This window comes from Neorhizobium tomejilense (assembly GCF_964254135.1).
GTDB classification, from domain to species: Bacteria; Pseudomonadota; Alphaproteobacteria; order Rhizobiales; family Rhizobiaceae; genus Neorhizobium; species Neorhizobium tomejilense.
This window is the reverse complement of the sequence record NZ_CAXUSO020000002.1, coordinates 1,625,820-1,644,160: the sequence shown is the minus strand read 5'-3', so window position 1 is coordinate 1,644,160 and position 18,341 is coordinate 1,625,820. Positions and strand designations below refer to the sequence as shown.

Annotated in this window: 14 protein-coding genes and 2 pseudogenes; 11 read left to right on the top strand and 5 right to left on the bottom strand. The window is 59.0% G+C overall.

Annotation, left to right across the window (positions count from 1 at the left end; genetic code table 11):
• Positions 1-3: 3 nt before the first annotated feature.
• Positions 4-675 carry an SDR family oxidoreductase gene (locus tag ACSQ3G_RS30530; RefSeq protein WP_436113001.1) on the bottom strand — a complete coding sequence of 224 codons (672 nt, stop codon included), beginning with the start codon at positions 673-675 and terminating at the stop codon, positions 4-6.
• A 176-nt stretch (positions 676-851) separates the two neighbouring features.
• Here ACSQ3G_RS30530 and ACSQ3G_RS30525 point away from each other — a divergent pair, with 176 nt between their 5' ends.
• The 4 genes from ACSQ3G_RS30525 to ACSQ3G_RS30510 all read left to right on the top strand — a co-directional run bounded on the left by ACSQ3G_RS30525 (position 852) and on the right by ACSQ3G_RS30510 (position 5,205).
• Positions 852-1,829 carry a LacI family DNA-binding transcriptional regulator gene (locus ACSQ3G_RS30525; protein WP_436113000.1) on the top strand — a complete coding sequence of 326 codons (978 nt, stop codon included), beginning with the start codon at positions 852-854 and terminating at the stop codon, positions 1,827-1,829.
• Between the two features lie 36 nt (positions 1,830-1,865).
• Entirely contained in the window at positions 1,866-3,362 is a 1,497-nt protein-coding gene (locus tag ACSQ3G_RS30520) for a sulfatase family protein (RefSeq protein WP_436112999.1), read from the top strand.
• A gap of 122 nt (positions 3,363-3,484) precedes the next feature.
• The gene (locus tag ACSQ3G_RS30515; RefSeq protein WP_436112998.1) at positions 3,485-4,405 is read left to right on the top strand and encodes a sulfite exporter TauE/SafE family protein; all 921 of its coding nucleotides are present in this window, start codon (positions 3,485-3,487) and stop codon (positions 4,403-4,405) included.
• Positions 4,405-5,205, top strand: coding sequence for a TIGR02186 family protein (locus tag ACSQ3G_RS30510; protein ID WP_436112997.1), 801 nt, complete (start codon positions 4,405-4,407; stop codon positions 5,203-5,205). Before ACSQ3G_RS30515 ends, ACSQ3G_RS30510 begins: the two co-directional genes overlap by 1 nt.
• Positions 5,206-5,474: 269 nt before the next feature.
• Here the strand turns inward: ACSQ3G_RS30510 and ACSQ3G_RS30505 are convergent, their stop codons facing one another.
• Positions 5,475-7,265 (bottom strand): chloride channel protein, encoded by a 1,791-nt coding sequence (locus ACSQ3G_RS30505; RefSeq protein ID WP_436112996.1) that lies wholly within the window; start codon positions 7,263-7,265, stop codon positions 5,475-5,477.
• A 163-nt stretch (positions 7,266-7,428) separates the two neighbouring features.
• Positions 7,429-8,346, bottom strand: a complete 918-nt coding sequence (locus ACSQ3G_RS30500) for a LacI family DNA-binding transcriptional regulator (RefSeq protein ID WP_436112995.1) — start codon at positions 8,344-8,346, stop codon at positions 7,429-7,431.
• Positions 8,347-8,809: 463 nt separating this feature from the next.
• Between ACSQ3G_RS30500 and ACSQ3G_RS30495 the strand changes: the two genes are divergently transcribed.
• From ACSQ3G_RS30495 to ACSQ3G_RS30475, 5 genes are read left to right on the top strand one after another with little or no spacing between them, the layout of a single operon-like run.
• The gene (locus ACSQ3G_RS30495; protein ID WP_436112994.1) at positions 8,810-10,360 is read left to right on the top strand and encodes an ABC transporter substrate-binding protein; all 1,551 of its coding nucleotides are present in this window, start codon (positions 8,810-8,812) and stop codon (positions 10,358-10,360) included.
• Complete coding sequence (locus ACSQ3G_RS30490) at positions 10,335-11,309, top strand: ABC transporter permease (protein WP_436112993.1); 975 nt, start codon at positions 10,335-10,337, stop codon at positions 11,307-11,309. Before ACSQ3G_RS30495 ends, ACSQ3G_RS30490 begins: the two co-directional genes overlap by 26 nt.
• Positions 11,310-11,311: 2 nt before the next feature.
• Entirely contained in the window at positions 11,312-12,175 is an 864-nt protein-coding gene (locus ACSQ3G_RS30485; protein WP_436112992.1) for an ABC transporter permease, read from the top strand.
• Entirely contained in the window at positions 12,172-14,229 is a 2,058-nt protein-coding gene (locus tag ACSQ3G_RS30480; protein ID WP_436112991.1) for an ABC transporter ATP-binding protein, read from the top strand. The genes ACSQ3G_RS30485 and ACSQ3G_RS30480 overlap by 4 nt, the downstream gene beginning before the upstream one ends.
• A gap of 8 nt (positions 14,230-14,237) precedes the next feature.
• The gene (locus tag ACSQ3G_RS30475) at positions 14,238-14,888 is read left to right on the top strand and encodes a TetR/AcrR family transcriptional regulator (RefSeq protein WP_436112990.1); all 651 of its coding nucleotides are present in this window, start codon (positions 14,238-14,240) and stop codon (positions 14,886-14,888) included.
• A 32-nt stretch (positions 14,889-14,920) separates the two neighbouring features.
• On the opposite strand, the gene ACSQ3G_RS30470 is transcribed toward ACSQ3G_RS30475, so the two are convergent.
• The gene (locus ACSQ3G_RS30470; protein ID WP_436112989.1) at positions 14,921-15,079 is read right to left on the bottom strand and encodes a hypothetical protein; all 159 of its coding nucleotides are present in this window, start codon (positions 15,077-15,079) and stop codon (positions 14,921-14,923) included.
• 20 nt (positions 15,080-15,099) lie between these two features.
• Here ACSQ3G_RS30470 and ACSQ3G_RS30465 point away from each other — a divergent pair.
• Positions 15,100-15,447: pseudogene (locus tag ACSQ3G_RS30465) on the top strand (formylglycine-generating enzyme family protein); the annotation flags it as partial.
• A 36-nt stretch (positions 15,448-15,483) separates the two neighbouring features.
• Positions 15,484-17,259: a sulfatase gene (locus ACSQ3G_RS30460; protein WP_436112987.1), complete on the top strand. Its 1,776-nt coding sequence runs from the start codon at positions 15,484-15,486 to the stop codon at positions 17,257-17,259.
• Between the two features lie 50 nt (positions 17,260-17,309).
• Here the strand turns inward: ACSQ3G_RS30460 and ACSQ3G_RS30455 are convergent.
• Positions 17,310-18,339: pseudogene (locus ACSQ3G_RS30455) on the bottom strand (ISL3 family transposase); the annotation flags it as partial.
• Between the last annotated feature and the right edge of the window lie 2 nt (positions 18,340-18,341).

Below are 18,341 nucleotides of genomic sequence, written 5' to 3'. Positions count from 1 at the left end.
CGATCACCAGGGAAGAATTTGGCCATTGTAATTGTAAAAGGCGCCAGTCTGATGCGGTCCGCACTCCTCGATCACGCCGCGCATGCGCTCAACACTTTCTTTAGCCGAGAGACCGGCTACGTCGGCGCCCACGACTTTGCCGGGATGCAGACCGATGACGCAGATCTGCCGAGGCCCGAGATCGATCGCCAGGCTTTTCATGATCATGTTGAGACCCGCCTTACTGGAGCGGTAAGCATATGATCTTCCGGTATTATTAAGGGAGATTGAGCCCATACGGCTGGAGATGAACGCGATGACCTTCTGCTCGCTACTCGCGACATGCCCGGCAAATGCCCTTGAAACAACAAAAGGCGCGATCAGGTTTACCTCCAGCATCTTGCGCCAGAGCACCATGTCGGTCTCGTCGAGCACCGGATGTGGGCCGGGAATGCCGGCATTGTTGACGAGTACATCGATCGTGGTGCCTTCGAGTGTGTCAGCGAGCCGCACGACGGCGGCTTCATCGGTCACGTCCAACCTGACAAGATCGACATTCGAACCGAACGTCTGGCGGCCGGCTAGCTGATCGGGGTCAAGGCAGGTGGCGATAACATGATTACCCTTGCTCGCATATTGTAATGCGAATTCCTGTCCAAGGCCGCGATCGCAGCCAGTAATCAGCACTGTCGCCATCAGCTGTCCGACTTTCATTCAAATTCTGCACGCCGATGGTAGCGTTTTCATGCAACGCGTCAAGATGGAAATTGCGTTGACTATTCAGCGAAATCTATTTAGAAACGAGAGATGGAAGCGTTTCCAAAATTACATCGGGCGTCGTTGTGAAGCCACCCTTATCCCGCCGTCCCAAAATGGCCGATGTCGCGCGCATGGCAGGCGTCTCTCTGACGACCGTGTCGCGCTCCTATCGCGAGCCGCACGCGGTTTCGGGAAAGATCCGGCAACGGATTTCTGATGCTGCGCAAGCACTTGCCTATGTGCCGAATGTGATGGCGGGCAGCCTCGCCGCAAAACGCAGTCGCACAGTGGCAGTGGTAGTTCCGACGCTCAACAATTCCGTTTTCGCATTAATGCTCGAAGAGCTTAGTGGTGTTCTCAACCGCCAGGGCTATCAGGCAATGGTTGCATCCAGCGATTACTCCCCGGATCGCGAGGAAGACCTCGTCAAATCGCTTCTCTCTTGGTCGCCGGCGGGTATCGTGCTTGTGGGTCGGCATCACTCGCGAGGCACCCTGAGACTGTTGGTGGAAGACGGCCTGCCGGTCGTGGAGGTCGGCGAATTCCTGGAAGGCGCCATCGACAGCAATATCGGCTTCTCCCACCGCGACGTCGGCCGACGAGTTGCAAGGCATTTCGCTTCATCCGGTATCCGGCATCTCGGTCTTGCGCTTGTGGCGCTGCCGGGCGATCATCGCGCCGAAGATCGAGGTCAAGGTTTTCGGGACGTCGCGCGCGACGAAGGACTTCACCTTGAGGAATTTCTCCTTCAGGAGCGTGCCTCATCCAAAGCGGGAGCGGCGGCATTTGCCGACCTGATGAGCCGGCCGCAGCGTCCTCAAGCGATCTTCTTCTCCAACGACATGCTTTGCCTCGGCGCACTTTTTGAAGCCGGTCGCCGGGGCATTCGCATCCCGGACGAACTGAAGCTCTGCGGCTACGGGGACTTTGATTTCTCGGCCGAAGCGTCACCATCGTTAAGCTCTGTACGTCCCCCCGATCGCGAGATCGGCCGGCAAGCCGGCGAGCTTCTGCTGCAAAGGTTCCGGGGCGAAGGCGCGCCGGTTTCAATCAATCTCGGTTTCGAGCACATCATCCGCGCGTCCGGCTAGGTGAGCCAAGGACGCCGTCAATCGTTGGAGGAATGGGTGACCAAGTCGCAAAAACGCCCGAATATAATCTTCGTCATCACGGACCAGCAGCGCTTCGACACGATTGCGGCCGGTGGTTTCCCCTATATGAAGACCCCGACGCTCGACCGAATGGTAAGAGAAGGCACTTACTTTCGCCAGACCTATGTCACTTCGCCGTCCTGCGCGCCGTCGCGTGCGAGCCTTTTCACCGGTGTCTATCCGCATACAAACGGCGTGTTCCGTAACGATGAGCCTTGGGCATTCAGCTGGGTTCAACAGCTCGCGGAATCCGGCTATCGCTGTGTCAACATCGGCAAGATGCATACTTCGCCTTTCGAAGATTCCTTCGGCTTTCATGAAAGGCACGTCGTCGAGAACAAGGACCGCGCCACGGCCCGCCTGCCATTCTTCCTCGACCATTGGGATAAGGCGATCTGGGCCCGCGGTTTCGAAAAACCGAGTCGTGTAACCTATCGCCGGCGGGAAGATTACCGCTCCTCGCTCGGCGCCTTCGTCTGGGAACTGCCAGAGGAGCTTCACTCCGACAATTTTGTTCCTGAGTTTGCGCAGATGTGGCTCGATTCCTATAAGGGAACAGAGCCGTTCTTCCTGCAGGTTGGCATACCCGGTCCGCATCCGCCCTATGATCCGACCCAGGAATATCTCGATCTTTATGCGGATGCAGACCTGCCGGAGGCCATCCTCAGCGATGAGGACAATGCCGGGCAGCCGGCCGCTTTGAAGAAACTTCGCGAGCAGCACCTTGCGGTCGATCACGACGCGGTCGTCCATCTGCCCCATCCGTCAAAGGAGCAGTTGCGTCGGCAACGGCAGCACTACTTCGCGAACGTCTCCATGATCGACGCTCAGATGGCCAAGCTCATTGAAGCCGTCGAGCGACGCGGGGTGCTGGAGGATACGATCTTCATATTCACCTCCGATCATGGAGACAGCCTGAACGACCACGGCCACAGCCAGAAATGGTCGATGTATGAGCAGAGCGTCCGTGTTCCGGCAATCGTGTGGTCGCCAGGCCGGGTCGCGCAGGGGAGGGTGGTCGACGATCTCGTCTCGCTCTTCGATTTTGCGCCGACTGTTCTTGAGCTTGTCGGCCTGCCGGTACCCAACTGGATGGAGGCGCAATCGCTGCTGTCCTACTTGAAAGGCGAGGAATGCGAACCGAGAAAATTTGTCTTTTCAGAGCATGCCGGCGATCGCATCTTTAGCGGCACCGAGTTCATGACGATGATCCGCAGCCAGCGCTACAAACTCGTCCATTTCGTCGACAGCGACGAGGGGCAATTGTTCGACATGGAATTCGATCCCAAAGAAATGAACAATCTCTGGAATGATCCGGCTCACCAGGGGACCAAACAGGAGCTTATCGCCGAAATTCTGAAATGGCGCATCAGGGGCACGCTGAAGACTCAAGGCTGGACGCTCGCGAGCGTGAAGCTGGGATCCAATTCAGGGCGCACTCCGATCAACGATGCCCATCAGGACGGCGATTGACGGTGAGTGGCCCCTCCTTGAAAGGGAGGGGTGTAAGATGACCATCTGGCCCACGTGCCCGCCTGCAAGGCGGACGAGGCTGCAACCGAATTTCAAATCGTAGCGAACGGGCGCCGGCAAAGGTGACGATCTATCTTCCTATCGCCGAACTCTCGGTCAACATTCTCATCATATTGGGCATGGGAGGTGCCGTTGGTTTCCTTTCCGGGATGTTCGGGGTTGGAGGCGGTTTTTTGATCACTCCCCTGCTGATCTTCTACAACATTCCACCGGTCGTTGCGGTTGCGACCGGTGCAAACCAGGTCGTGGCGTCGTCGGTGTCCGGCGCCTTGACCCATTTCCGCCGTGGTACGGTCGATTTAAAGATGGGATCCATCCTTCTGGTTGCCGGTCTGTTTGGCGCGACCTTGGGGAGTTTTATTTTCGCGCTCCTTCGCCGACTCGGTCAGTTGGATCTGGCCATTTCTCTTCTCTATGTCGTGCTGCTTGGCACCGTCGGATCCCTGATGCTGATCGAAAGCGTTCAGGCACTGAGGTCATCTCGAAATCCTGTTCCGTCGAAAATCAGAGTGCGGCAGCATAACTGGATCCATCGCCTGCCGTTGAAGGTCAGATTCCGGCGGTCAAAACTTTATCTGAGCGCGATCCCGGTAGCCGCGCTAGGCTTTGTTATTGGGATACTCACCTCGGTCATGGGTGTCGGGGGCGGCTTCATCCTGGTTCCAGCCATGATCTACCTGCTTCGGGTTCCAACCAATGTCGTGGTTGGTACCTCCCTGTTCCAGATCATCTTTGTGTCAGCCTATACCGTCGTCATCCAGGCCGTCACAAATCGGTCCGTCGATATTGTGCTTGCGTCGGTCTTGATGATCGCCGGAGTGCTGGGCGCGCAATACGGCGTCCGCGTAGGCCAGAAACTACGCGGTGAGCAGCTTCGCGCGTTGTTGGCCCTATTGGTGCTGGCCGTCGGAGTGCGGTTGCTGGTCGACCTTCTGCTGGCCCCGTCCAATATCTACTCCGTCGTCCCAACGGCAGGCTTCTGATGGTACAGGCAACTCTATTGGCCGCAGTCGCTTTTGTGTCGCTCGCGTTTTCCGCTGCCGCTCAATCCGGTGAACCAGCGCCTGTCATTGGCAGAGAAGCCCTTGAGATTGGTACATCCACCAATGAGATCATGATTGCCTCTGACTTCCGTGGCGCTGAGATTACCATTTTCGGAGCAATTCTTGGATATGATCAGAACCTCCTTCAGCAAAAACGCTATAATCTGGTCGTCGCGCTGGAAGGCCCCAAGCGCAACCTGACGGTTCGCAAGAAAGAACGTGTTCTGGGCGTCTGGATCAATACGAAAAGCGTCGATTTCAGCGCTGTGCCTTCAGTCTATTCATTATCGACCACAGACGGGGTGGCTGATCTTGGACTCGATAGCCGCGCTGCCCAGATCGGCCTTGGTTCGGATCAACTGCCATTGATGTCTCGTTACGACGCCGGTGGCGTCGGCTCTACCGATGAATATCAGCAGGCTTTCCTGCAATTAAACAAGGCCTCTGGAGCATTTCAGACAGTAGCGGGTGGGGTGGAGTTTCTGGGTTCAAGTCTCTTCAAATCGCGAAGTTTGCTTCCTGCCAACACCCCTCCTGGAGTCTACGTCGTCCGCGCGCAGTTATACCGCGACAAAAACCTAATCGTTTCTCGAACGAAACCAATTCGGATCCGCAAGGCCGGTTTTGAACAAGGGATTGCCGACGCAGCTGTGCGGCAACCGTTGATCTATGGCCTGTCGGCTGTTCTCACGGCGCTGCTGACCGGCTGGATGGCCTCATTACTCTTCAGAAAAGATTGACGAGGCCTATTCCTCTTTACCACATAGGGAACAGATCTTTGGTGGTGAGACGATCAAAATTATCTTTGGTGCGTGACATTTTTCCCGTCTCCCGAAGATGAGGAAGGTCCCCTCCGAGCGAACCGTGTTGCGGCTTCAACTCGCTCAGAGATGTCGTTTCGGTGACATCCACATCCTGTCGATCATAATTTCTGAAGCAAGAGCAAATGCATCTGAGTATTTTCATTTCAGCACCCTCCCTTATGCCTTTTTGACGTTGAAGAAAGTCCTCAAAGCGTCTCCCCAACTGCCTCCCGGCGGCGGCGATCAAGTTCCTCGCTATACCGGCGCAGCGTATGGGCTTCACTCAATTGGCCAATTATTCGACGCTCGATGATATTGTTGACGACGACAAGCGCCTCACTGCGGGTTTTCTCGAAGATCGTTGCCGCCTGTCTTGCGTTCATCTGCGGCTGGAGAAACTCGTTGCGATATCGAATAAATTTCTCCAGTGTCCCGGCCTCCTCGCCGGACGTTACATCGCGGTAAACTTCCGGAACGAGTATTATGCCGATGTACCGGTCGTCGTCATCGACCAGAATGGCTCTTTGCGTGGAGCCAAGCGGAAACGCTGCGCGAAACTCCTGCAATGAAATACCTGCCTTTGCCTTCTTCACGTCCGGGCGCATCAGCTTATCGACTGTCAAATTGCGTATCCAGCCGATATCGTGGGCACTGCGGATGCTCTCGCCGCGAAGATGAAAGCGCCAGGTGGCGAAGGAGTAACCGAAGGTCGTCCTTACAACGAGTGACGACGTGATCACGGCAGCGAGCACCAGGGCGGTAATCGGAAAGTCGCCGGTGATTTCCAAAGCGAGAAATGTCATCGTCAGCGGGCCACCGATCAAAGCCACCGCGAGTGAACTCATGCCCACAACGGCGTGGACAGTCGGCGTAAGGGAGCCGCCGATGGTCAGATCCATCGGGACGGCAAAGATTTTGCCGAGCAGCGCGCCCATGAAAAGGGATGCGAAGAAAAGGCCACCGCGAAACCCGGAGCCGATCGATACGGCAGAAGCAGTCGCCTTAAGGACGAAAATGAAAGCAAGCGCGACGACGCTGCTCTCGGTTTCCAAATTGAGATGAAGTGCGCCATGGCCGGCGGACAGCACCTGCGGGGTGACCATAGCCAAGAGGCCCACAACGGTGCCTCCTAGCGCCGGGCGGATAGCAGCATGGATCGAACTCTTGCGCGCAAGCTGCTCGGTTAAGGCGACACCCTTCATGATCAAGATGCCGATACCAGCACAGCATGCGCCAAGCAGGATGGCGGGCAAAAAATCTCGTGGTGCAATGACTCCTATGTCGCCAATTTCGATAAGAAACGTGTCTCCAGCCAGAGTTCGTGCGACAATGGTCGCAAGAATGGCGGCAACCACCACCGGTGCGAGGGCAACGGTACTGTAGGTACCGATAATAAGTTCGAACGCATAAAATGAGCCTGTCAGCGGTGCGTTGAAGGCTGCCGCAATGGCGCCGGCCGCGCCGCAGCCGACCAGGACGCGTAGATCTTCCCTTCGAAAATTAAGCCGATGTCCGAGCTTAGACGCGATTCCTGATGAGAGTTGGGTATAGCCCGCTTCCAAACCCACCGAAGCTCCAAACCCATTGGAAATCAGGTTCTGACCAGCAACGATGACACTGTCGGTCAGCGATATGCGGCCGCCGTAGAGCGCGTTGGCTTCAATCGGATCGACGATTGGGCGATTGCGCCGCTTACGCAGAACGAGGAACACCAAGCCCATAACTATTCCTCCGGCGATCGGCGCGCAGAGCAGCAGCAGCTTGTCGTCAATCGTTGAAGAGCTCAGCCACTCGTTATGGGATATGCCGAAAATCATGCTGTGAAGGGCCTTCGAGATCCAGCTCATGCCACATACCGCAACACCTGATGCGATGCCGATCAACGCCGCGCAAGCGATCAGACCGAACTCGCTGCCCCTGGCGAAAACCTTCCGTTTGAAAAGCTTGAAGCGAACCTTTGATGCGTGAATCAAGCTGGCTAAGATAGCGGTCTGCATTTTATGCGCTACTGCGTTGTGGACTTTGCCGGGGAACGCGGACCAGGCTTGCCCGCGGCAAACTTGGTCCTGCGTCTTCCGGTAGCTCGCGATCAGATTCTTGTATAATAGCGTTGAGGCGCTTACCGATTTCCAAAAGTTATCAGCGAGACTACGTGACACATCAACGTGGACGCTGCGTGCTCTCGCGCACCATCAAGCTCCACTCGACTGTCGTCGCTCTCGGCGGCGCACCATCGATCCTAGCAATGATGGCATCGGCCGTGGCTTTGCCGATGCGTTCGCGGTCGGGCCGGATTGTGGTCAGCGAGGGCGTCATGCAACTGGCCGCCTCGTTGTCCCCGAAAGCAATCACGCCGATATCTTCCGGTATTCTCCTGCCGAGCCGTCTCGCCTCATTCAGCACGCCGAAAGCGACGACGTTGCTGTTGCAGACAATTGCGTCGATCTCCGTATGGTTCTTCAGAAGGTCGGCGGCAAGCCGTTCCCCCAGTTCTGGACTGCCGTTCTGCTGGGTCGTGTGCCTTACGATGTCGGGAAGGCCGGCTTCGGCCGCCGCAGCCTGCACGCCGCTTAGGCGTTTCTGGGCGCGCTTGTCGTTATCACGGACACTGCCGACAAAGGCGATGCGTCGGTAACCTTGCTCTATCAGATGCTGAGCTTGGGCGAATCCGACTCGGGCATGGTCGAACCCGACAGCGGTGTCGATCACCGCGCCGCCGGTATCCCACATCTCGATGATCGGAACGCCGGAAGCCTTGAGCAATTCCACCACCTTGGGTGGGTGATCCACGCCGATGATGGCAACCGCGGCCGGTCGCCAGCTGAGGAGCGAACGGACCAGCCGCAGTTCCTGGTCCGCATCATAGCGGGTATTGGCGAGCATCACCTGCAGGTCATGCTCGAGAAGTGCCGATTGCAAGGCATCTATGATGCTGGCGAATTCCGAATAGTAGAGTGAGGTCACGACGACGCCTACAATGTCCGACCGCGTGCCGGAAAGCCCACCGGCAAGCCGGTTCGGCACATAGTTCAACTCGTCCATGGCCGCGTTGATACGGTTGCGAAGCTCGATCCGCACCGTCTTTGGCGCCCGTATGGGGCCGCCAATGCAGCCGCATAGATGTTGTTAGGGAGGACGTAGCAAGGGGGCCAACTATGCCAGCTGCACCGGCTCATGCCGACCTGACCGGTGAGAGCCAGGATACGCTTTTTGGCGATATGTTTACCCGTGCCGTGATTGGGAAACATATCGGTGACCTGGTTCTCTCGATGAAGGAATGTCGTTGGTGACCGAGTTTCCGGCGATGGACCGACGGGGGCACGTATGCATTGCTGACTGTTGTTCGCCGCATCGGGTTCGTTTTTCGCCTCCCCCAAAAGTGGAGATGTACTGAGGCTGCTCAAATGGCACATGGCGAGCTTGACAAACGGGGAAAACCCAGCGACGCTAAATCTAGCGAGCGCTCGGTATAATTACGCGCTTGATGACCGGAGGAGGCAGGCGCGTCGCGCCTGTTCGGTCGCACTCGGGAGGAAGATTGATGACCAACAGGATTTTGCCTGCAATTCGCCATGCCCGCCCCATCGGCGGGATGATTTTCTCGACCGTTCTGGCCTTTGGTCTCTGTGCCACCGTTCCGGCGAAAGCCCAGGATAGCAAGCCGGTTCGTGGCGGTTCAATTACGGTCTCGCAGACGGCGGACGCCCAGCCACGCAACATCCTGACACTGCGTGCCGGCAATTCGCCTTGGGTGAAGAACGTCTTCGAAACGCTGACCCAGACCGACCCCAAGACCTTCGAAGTCAAACCTCTGCTCGCCAAGTCCTGGAAAGTGGCCGCCGATGGACTTTCGATGGATATCGTGCTGCGCGACGACGTGACATTCCATACCGGCCGCAAGATGACGTCCGACGATGTGAAATTCACACTGGAGTCCATGGCCCTGCCGGAAACGGCCGCTCAGGTCGGCTTCATCGCCAAGGAATTCCAGAGCATCGACGTCACCAGTCCGACGACGCTGACGATCAAGTTCAAGAAGCCGCTCGCCAACATCTTCGACCTGTTCGAAGAGGCCAATGTCATCGACAAGGAAACCTATGCCAAGCGCGAGGACGGTTCCCAGGTGATCGGCACCGGCCCGTTCAAGTTCGCCAAATGGACGCCGGGCGCCTCGATCATGCTGGAGCGCTATACCGGTTACCGCGACAAGAACCTGCCCTATCTCGACTCGATCGAATTCGCGATCATCACCGATAGCACCGCATCGGTTTCGGCGCTGCGCAGCGGCCGTTCCGGCATGGCGACGGGACTTTCGCAGAACGACCTCGTCGAGTTCGAGGGCAACCCGCAATACCAGTTCCTGAATTCCGGCGGTGCTATCTATCCGTTTGGCGTCAATGTTACCAAGCCGCCGTTCGACAAGAAGGAAGTGCGCCAGGCACTCGGTTATGCGATCGACCGCCAGCGTATCAACGAACAGGTATTTGGCGGTATCGGTACTCCGACCGATCTCTTCTGGGGTGTCGGCTCGCCGGGTTATGGTGAGGAGCAGGCGAACCGCTACAGCTATGATCCGGCGAAGGCCAAGGCGCTGATCGAGAAGGCTGGCGCCACGGGCGCCAAGGTGCCGATCATCGTGCCCTCCATCCCGGCGAATCGGAGTATTTTCGAGATCGTTCAGAATAATCTCAAGGAAATCGGGCTTGCGCCGGAAGCAGTGGTCCTCGACGTTGCGGATTTCGACAAACGGCAGGTTGCAGGCGATCTAGGCCCGGCCTTCCTGCTGATCCATGGCCAGGTCGGTTTCAGCACGGCGACGCTGCTTTCTTCGCTTCCATCGCTCCGCCAGGGCAACCCGTCCGGCTTGTGGACCGACCAGTATGTCACCCTGCGCAATGCGGTAACGGCGGCCAATTCGCCGGACGCCACCGACAAAGCAGTGAAGGCGCTTTCGGAGTATATGCTCGACGAGGCGTTTAGCCTCTCCCTGCTGCAGACGCCGGGCCAGACGATCCTCTCGGGTACGCTGAAGGGCGTCAAGACGACTCTTCGTTCGCAGATGCTTTATGGCGAGGCTTATCTGGCCGAGTGAGATGCTGACCTTCCTCCTCAAGAAATTCCCTTCAGTGGCGATGGTGGCGATCGCGAGTTCGCTCATTGCCTTCATCCTGCCGCGACTGGCGCCGGGCGATCCAGCCGTGGCGCTGGCGGGATCAGATGCGAGCCCGGAACAGCTTGCTGCGATACGCGAACAGATCGGCCTCAACGGGCCGCTCTACGAACAATATTTCAGCTGGATCTGGAACCTGCTGCATGGCGATCTGGGACGGTCCTTCGCCATGCGCCGGCCGGTCTCGACGCTGATCCTCAGCCGCCTGGAAAGCACGATCGAGCTTGCCACGCTGGCGCTGGTGCTGATGATCGCCATCGGCTTCACGCTCGGCATCCTGTCGGCAACGTTGCGCCACCAGTCCACCAGGGCAGGGCTCGACATTCTCAACACTGTCTGCCTCGCGACGCCGCCCTTCTTGACCGGCCTGCTTTTGATCCTGCTGCTCGGCATTGCCTTCCCGATCCTGCCTGTCAGCGGTGAGATCGGCCTGCTGCGCGACCCGTTGAAGGGGCTGCAGTTCCTCATCCTGCCGGCCTTCGCGCTCGCGCTGCCGCAGGCGGCGGTTGTCGCCAGGCTTTTGAACACAGCGATCAATTCGGTGCGCGGTGAAGACTTCATCGATCTTGCCAAGGCAAAGGGCGTGCCGCCGGGCCGACTGATGCGCCGGCACCTGCTGCGCAACAGCCTCGGCCCTGCGATCGTCGCGATCGGACTTAGAGCCGGCGAACTGCTCGGCGGCGCGATCGTCATCGAGGCGATATTCGCCCGCAACGGGCTGGGCCAGCTTGCGGTCTCCAGTGTCCAGAACCGCGACTATCTGGTGCTGCAGGCGCTGATCCTCGGCGCGGTGCTGATTGCGGTGCTGATACAGCTTTTGTCCGAGATCGCCATCGCCGCGCTCGATCCGCGCATCCGGCTGGAGAGTTGACCATGGCCGCACCGCAAGCGAAGCCTATCCATCGCCACTGGTTCAATCCGTCGATCGCCCGCTACATGGAGGCGTTCACCACGACGCGCGGCATTGCGGCGCTGACGGTGATCATTCTCATCTCGGCGCTTGCCTTTCTGGCTCCGCTTATCTTTCCAGGCGGCTACGACATCCAGTCGCGGGAATCGTTGCGGGGGCCGTCGCTCGTGCATTTCTTCGGCACCGACGAACTCGGCCGCGATCTTTTCGTGCGCAGCATCTACGGGCTAAGGTCGGACCTGACGCTGGTTTATTGTGCGGTGCCTGTCAGCATGGTGGCAGGCACGCTGCTTGGGTTGATCGGGGCAGTTTCGCCAAGACTCGGCAATTTCGTGCAGCGTTGCCTCGATATCATCGTGGGCTTTCCGGGGCTCATCCTCGGCATCTGCGTCGTGCTGGTGCTCGGCGCCGGTTGGACGGCGCTGTTGGTTGCGATCGTCATTTCCGGTCTGCCAAGCTTCGGACGCCTTGCCCGCGCCACGCTGCTCGCCCAGCAACAGCGGGAATACGTCATCGCGGCTCGCACGCTGGGCGTCGGTAAATGGCAGATCATGGTCCGCCACATCTTGCCGAACGCCATCGACCCGATCATCGTACAAGGCGCCGTCTTTGTCGTTTCGGCGATCTTCATCGAGGCGGCGCTCAGCATCGTCGGGCTTGGATTGCAGCCGCCGGAACCGTCACTCGGAACGCTGCTCAACAACGGCATGCGCTATATCAGCCGTGCGCCGACTTATGTGCTCGGTCCGACCGTCATCCTCATCCTCGTCGCGCTTGCCTTCAGCATGCTGGCCGACGCCTTGAACGCCACGGTGAACCGCAAATGACCGACATTTCAGTCCAGTCCGTTGCGCCGCTGTTGAATGTCGAGGGCCTGTCCGCCTCCTTCGCCGGCCGGCATACGAATATCGGCATCATCGACAACGTCTCCTTCGAGGTGAAACCGCGACGGGTTCTCGGCATCGTCGGCGAATCCGGTTCCGGCAAGTCGGTCACAGTACGCTCGGTCCTCGGCATGCTGCGCCATCCCGGCCGGATCGATACCGGCAAGGTGATGTTCAACGGCCGTAATCTCGTCGGCATGCCGGAAACCGAGATGCGCAAGATCCGCGGCAAGGATATCGCCATGATCTTTCAAGACCCGCAGGCGGCGCTGAACCCGGTGATGACTGTCGGTGAACAGATCGCCGAGGCGCTTGTCGTCCATGGCGCAGGCCGAGCGGCGGCGAGCGAGCGGGCCTTCGAATTGCTGCGACAGGTCGGCATTCCAGACGTGGAACGCAATTTCGACCAGTATCCGCACCAGTTTTCCGGCGGCATGCGCCAGCGCGTGGTGATCGCCATCGCGCTTGCCAACAAACCTTCGCTGCTGATCGCCGACGAACCGACCACCGCGCTCGACGTGACGATCCAGGCGCAGATCCTGCGGCTTCTCTGCGATCTCAAGGACGAGCTCGGCCTGTCGATCATCATGATCACCCACGACATGGGCGTGGTGGCGGAACTCTGCGACGATCTCGTCGTCATGTATGGCGGTCGGGTGGTGGAGTGCGGCACGGTAGCCGATGTCTTCTCCGCACCGCGCCATCCCTATACAGCGGCGCTGCTGCATTCCGTACCGCGCATCGACAGCGATACCGGTAGCCAGTTGCGTGCCATTCCCGGCTCGCCGCCGACACCGGCGCGGCTTCCCTCCGGCTGCGCCTTCCACCCGCGCTGCCGCTTCGCGATCGACCGATGCCGCACGGACGTGCCGAAGCTGGAGGTTCTGGTGCCCGGCCATTCCGCCGCCTGCTGGGTGAGCGCGGCCACTGGCATGCCCATCGTGCCGGAAGAGGAAGGTCTTGTGCGCAAGGCCCGGCGGACCGTTTCGGCCGAGCCTGTCCTGCGGGTCGAGAACCTCAAGACGGACGTCAACCGCGGTTCGGGTTCGTTCTTTTCCAAGGCCAAGCCGATCTTTGCGGTGGACGGCGTATCGCTTGAAATCCGGCCCGGAGAAACGCTCGGTCTTGTCGGTGAATCCGGTTGCGGCAAGTCCACGCTGTCGCGCACCATCGTCGGCATCAATCCCGTTGCCGAAGGCCGGATCACTGTCGCCGGCCGCGATGTCAGTGCGATGGTTCAGGAGGATCGCGACACGATCACCCGAACCATCCAGTATGTCTTCCAGGATCCGTTCGCTTCGCTCAATCCGCGCCGCAGTATCGCCCAGTCGCTCGGCGAAGCGCTGGGCGTCGCCGGCGTCCACGGCGAGAAAGCGCGGCAGCGCTCGGTCGAATTGCTGCAGCGGGTCGGGTTGAACGAGGATTTCCTCGAACGTTACCCTTACGAGCTTTCCGGCGGTCAGCGCCAGCGCGTCGGCATTGCGCGAGCGCTCGCCACCGAGCCGAAACTTCTGATCTGCGACGAGCCGGTCTCGGCGCTCGACGTCTCGATCCAGGCGCAGATCATCAACCTCCTGGAGGAACTGCGCGACGAACTGGGGCTCGGTTACCTGTTCATCGCCCACGACCTTTCGGTGGTGCGCCATATCAGCGATAATGTCGCGGTGATGTATCTCGGCAAGATCGTCGAGATCGGCACGGCCGAGCAGGTCTACGGCTCTCCGCAGCATCCCTATACGGCGGCGCTGATTTCCTCGACGCCGGAACCGGTGCTCGATGCGCCGCAGGAGAAGATCGTGCTTGCCGGCGATATGCCCAGCCCGGCCAACCCGCCGAGCGGCTGCCGTTTCCGCACCCGCTGTCCGATCGGCCCCGCCTATTTTCCGGAGCGGGAAATCTGTTCCACCAGTTCGCCAAGCCTCCAGGAAACTGGTAGCGGACAGAAGGCTGCCTGTCATTTTGCGGGTACGCCTTTGCAGATCCGGACGGGGAGATGAGGTCGGGCATGGAGAAGAAAGCGACGCGCAAAAGCCCAAGGGGAGACAGCAGGCGGCGGGCGATCCTGGATTCGGCGCTGCGGCTTTTCTCCGAGCGAGGCTTCAACTCCGCCAGCATTGCCGATATTGCCGCCGACGTCGGCATGACGCAGGCCGGCATGCTGCATCATTTTCCGTCGAAGGCCGCATTGCTTCTGGCCGTGCTGCAGGAGCGCGAGGAGCGAAACCAGAAGGCCAAATCGGAAAGTTTGGAGCGGGGCTTCGACTATTTAAGCACATTTCTACGAACGCTTCACACCAACGAACGAACACCAATTCTTGTACAGCTTTTTGCGATTCTATCGGCCGAAAGCATCGTTCAGGACCATCCGGCCCACGACTGGTTTGTCGAGCGGTATCGAGAGGTGGCGGCCTCCATGACCAGTGAGTTGGCGGCGGTTTTCGATCAGAGTAAGCTTCCAGCCGGAATGACCCTCGAAACATTTGCACGTTGGATCATTGCGGTAGCTGACGGCGTGCGACTCCAGTGGCTTCTGGATCCGACGGCTGTCAGCCGCGAGGCATCAATGATCCAGTTCTTCAACATCCTCCGCCCCTATATGCGAGACCCGGATATGCACATTTCGCTGGACGAGCCGAGCCAGGAAAAACGCCGATGACCGATGCCGTTCTCGCCTGCTGCTGCGCCGCTTCACACGAGCGGGAAGGCGAGGTCGTGCCGGCCGGGATAAAGCCGCAGACGTCCGGTGCGCGCCCGATCCACCGGGAAGCGGAGCCGCCTGGCGGTACTTTCCTGATGGGCGATCCTTTCGGTGAAGGTTATGCAGCGGATGGCGAGAAGCTTGTCCACGAGGTGTCGCTCGGGGCCGGCATCATGCCAATCTCTGGCAAGGCACCTTTCCGACCCGCAACACCGCCGCCGACGGCTGGCTGGCGACCGCTCCGGTGGAAAGCTACGCACCGAACGGTTTCGGTCTCTAGCAGATGGCTGGCAAGGTCTGGGAATGGTACGCGGAGCGGCTCGAGCGGGATTCCCACTCGCCATCCGGCGATCCGGAAGGCCCGGCAAACGGAGAGCGGCGGGTCATCCGCGGCGGCTCCTATCTCTGCCACGTCTCTTACTGGCACCATTACCGGATGGCGGCGCGCAGTTCCAGTACGCCAGGCTCCTCGAGCTGCAATCTTGGCTTTCGAACCGTTTCCCGCCGATCTTCATAGCGCATAAGGACAGGACTTACCGATTTGAAAGCGATCATGATCATGTTCGACACCCTCAATCGCCGGTTCCTGCCTGCCTATGGTGCCGACTGGAATCACCTTCCCAATTTCCGCCGCCTGCAGGAGCGCACTGTCACCTTCGACAATTGTTATGGCGGCAGCATGCCCTGCATGCCGGCCCGCCGCGAACTCCATACCGGCCGATACAATTTCCTGCACCGCTCCTGGGGGCCGCTGGAGCCCTTCGACGATTCGATGCCGGAAATGTTGCGGACCAGCGGGGTCTATACTCATCTCGTCACCGATCATCAGCACTATTGGGAGGATGGCGGCGCCACCTATCACAATCGCTACAGCAGCTACGAATTCTGCCGCGGCCAGGAGGGAGATCGTTGGAAAGGCCATGTCGGCGACCCGCCGATCCCTGAGACTGCTAGCTGGCGGTCCGGCAGTCTCTGGCGGCAGGACTGGGTAAACCGCCAGTACATGACCGACATCGCCGATCATCCGCAAACGAAGACCTTCGAAGCCGGCGTCGAGTTCATCAAAACTAATCACGCCGAGGATCGCTGGTTCCTGCAGGTCGAGTGTTTCGATCCGCACGAACCCTTCTTCAGCTACGACCGCCACAAGGAACGGTATCCGCACAACTACGACGGCCCGCATTTCGACTGGCCGGACTACCGGGCCGTGACTGAGAAGCCGGAGGAAGTCGAACATGCGCGGATGGAATATGCAGCGCTGCTCAGCATGTGCGACGACAGCCTCGGCCGCGTGCTGGATGCGATGGACGAATATGAACTGTGGGACGATACGATGTTGATCGTCTGCACCGACCACGGACTGCTGCTCGGCGAGCGCGGCTGGTGGGGCAAGAACGTGCAGCCCTGGTATGAGGAAAACATCCACACGCCGCTGTTCATCTGGGATCCGCGCCTGCATGTGAAGGACGAGCGGCGCTCGAGCCTGGTCCAGACGATCGATTTCGGTCCGACGCTTCTCGATTTCTTCGGGGCAATCCCGACGGAGGATATGCAGGGCAGGCCGCTGTCCGGCGTCATTTCTACCGACGAGCAGGTCCGTGAAGCCGGCCTGTTCGGCAGTCATGGCGGGCATGTCTGCATTACCGACGGGCGTTACGTCTATATGCGGGCCTGCGTGACCCCCGAAAACCAGCCGCTCGAGCAATATACGCTGATGCCGACCCATATGGACCACCGTTTCGCACCGGGAGAACTGAAAGAACTGTCGCTGGCAGACCCTTTTCCGTTCACCAAGCAGGTGCAGGTCATGCGGCTTCCAGCAAAGGCGCTTGGCAATCCATATGTATTTGGAACGCTGCTCTTCGATCTCCAAGCCGATCCCGAACAACAGAAACCTCTTCGCGATGAGGAGGTCGAAACGCGCATGGCGGACCTCCTCGTCGCAGCCCTGCGCGCCAATCACGCGCCGGTCTCGCAGTTCGAGCGACTTGGCCTGCCCCTGGTGGGCGCCGTCGGTCCCGAGCATCTGCTGATCGACCGGCAATGGGCGCAGGTCAAGAATGGCGAGCGGCTGTCACAGCGCAACGATGACAGTCCAAGCTACCACCTTTGCGTCAGATTAACGCTAAACGAGGTTGTTAAGGACGCCCGGCTCTCGTCGGCGTTCAGGACGATTTTTGGATTGGACTTGTCATCTACAGTGCTCGATCGTTTCGGCCATCTGACGCCATGGCAGCTTTCGTTCGTGATGCCGAACGTCACTTCAGACATGCTCCGAGTTTTTGATGCCATCCCTGCCGAATGGTCGAGCGCTGGAGCTTTGTCATGATTGCTTCTCTTGGCGTATTTGTGTCGTTTGGCGGCTCATCGGGTTCATCCTCAATTTCTGTGATTCAGCGGCAGCATTCTCGCCCTCATCAGTTCTGGCCCGGCGCGGCCGTACATCGCTCGCTTCAGCATCTTGATGCGGTTGATCTGCCCTTCGGCTTGGCCGTTGCTCCAGGGGAGTTCGATTGCATTTTTGACGGCATCAATGTCCCGGCGCAAAACGCTGGCGAAGCGCATGATCGCCGTGAGCTCCGTGTCAATGGCATCGGCGATCCATTCATGCAGTGCCTCCGAGCTCCTGCTGCGCAAGATGCCGTTGAAGCGCATGGCGAGGCCACGCACTATGGCGAAGGCTGTCGATCCCTGCTTCAAAGCGTTGACCTTTCCAGCCTGACGATCTGTCAGCCGCCCAGACGGTTTTATGCACAGAGCTGCGGCAACCACAGACGAGATCATATGGCCGGTGTCAGGATCTCGGACAGGTTCTGAAACATCCATATCCGGAAGCGGCTCTTCAGGTTTTCGACTTCACGCCACACCTTCAACAGGCGCTCCAGATTGGAGCGGCTGCCCGTGTAACCGCGGTTCTTGAGATCGTAAAATAGATGGTGCCCAACGCGGTTTCCATTTTTCCAGCATTCGGCCAGAAAAGTTTCAAAATACAGTGGCGATGTCGGATTCAATACTGCCCGATTTCCGTCTCGAGGTGCATTGGAAGCAAGCCAATTCGCGATGCTGCGGCGCTCGTACCCGGTTCGCCTTGCAATCTCGCTGTAGGTGAGGCCCTGCTGCCGCAAAGCTTGAAGCGTGTGGAATATTCCTGACGAGATTGTCTGTGCGCCAAGCGGGCGCGGCGGTGTTGTGACCTGGCACTAGCGATAGCGTCTTCGGAGAGAATGGGTCTAACATGGGCGTGACCATAAGCGCTCATCTGTTCCTTGATTGCCTCCCTGAGATTTTGGACCAGATGAAAACGGTCGGCCACCTGATTGCCCCGCGGTGCGCTCTTCCGCGCTGCCTGGGCATAGAACCCGCAGCGATCTCGACTAACGACCTCGATCGTAGGACGTTCTTGCAACCAAC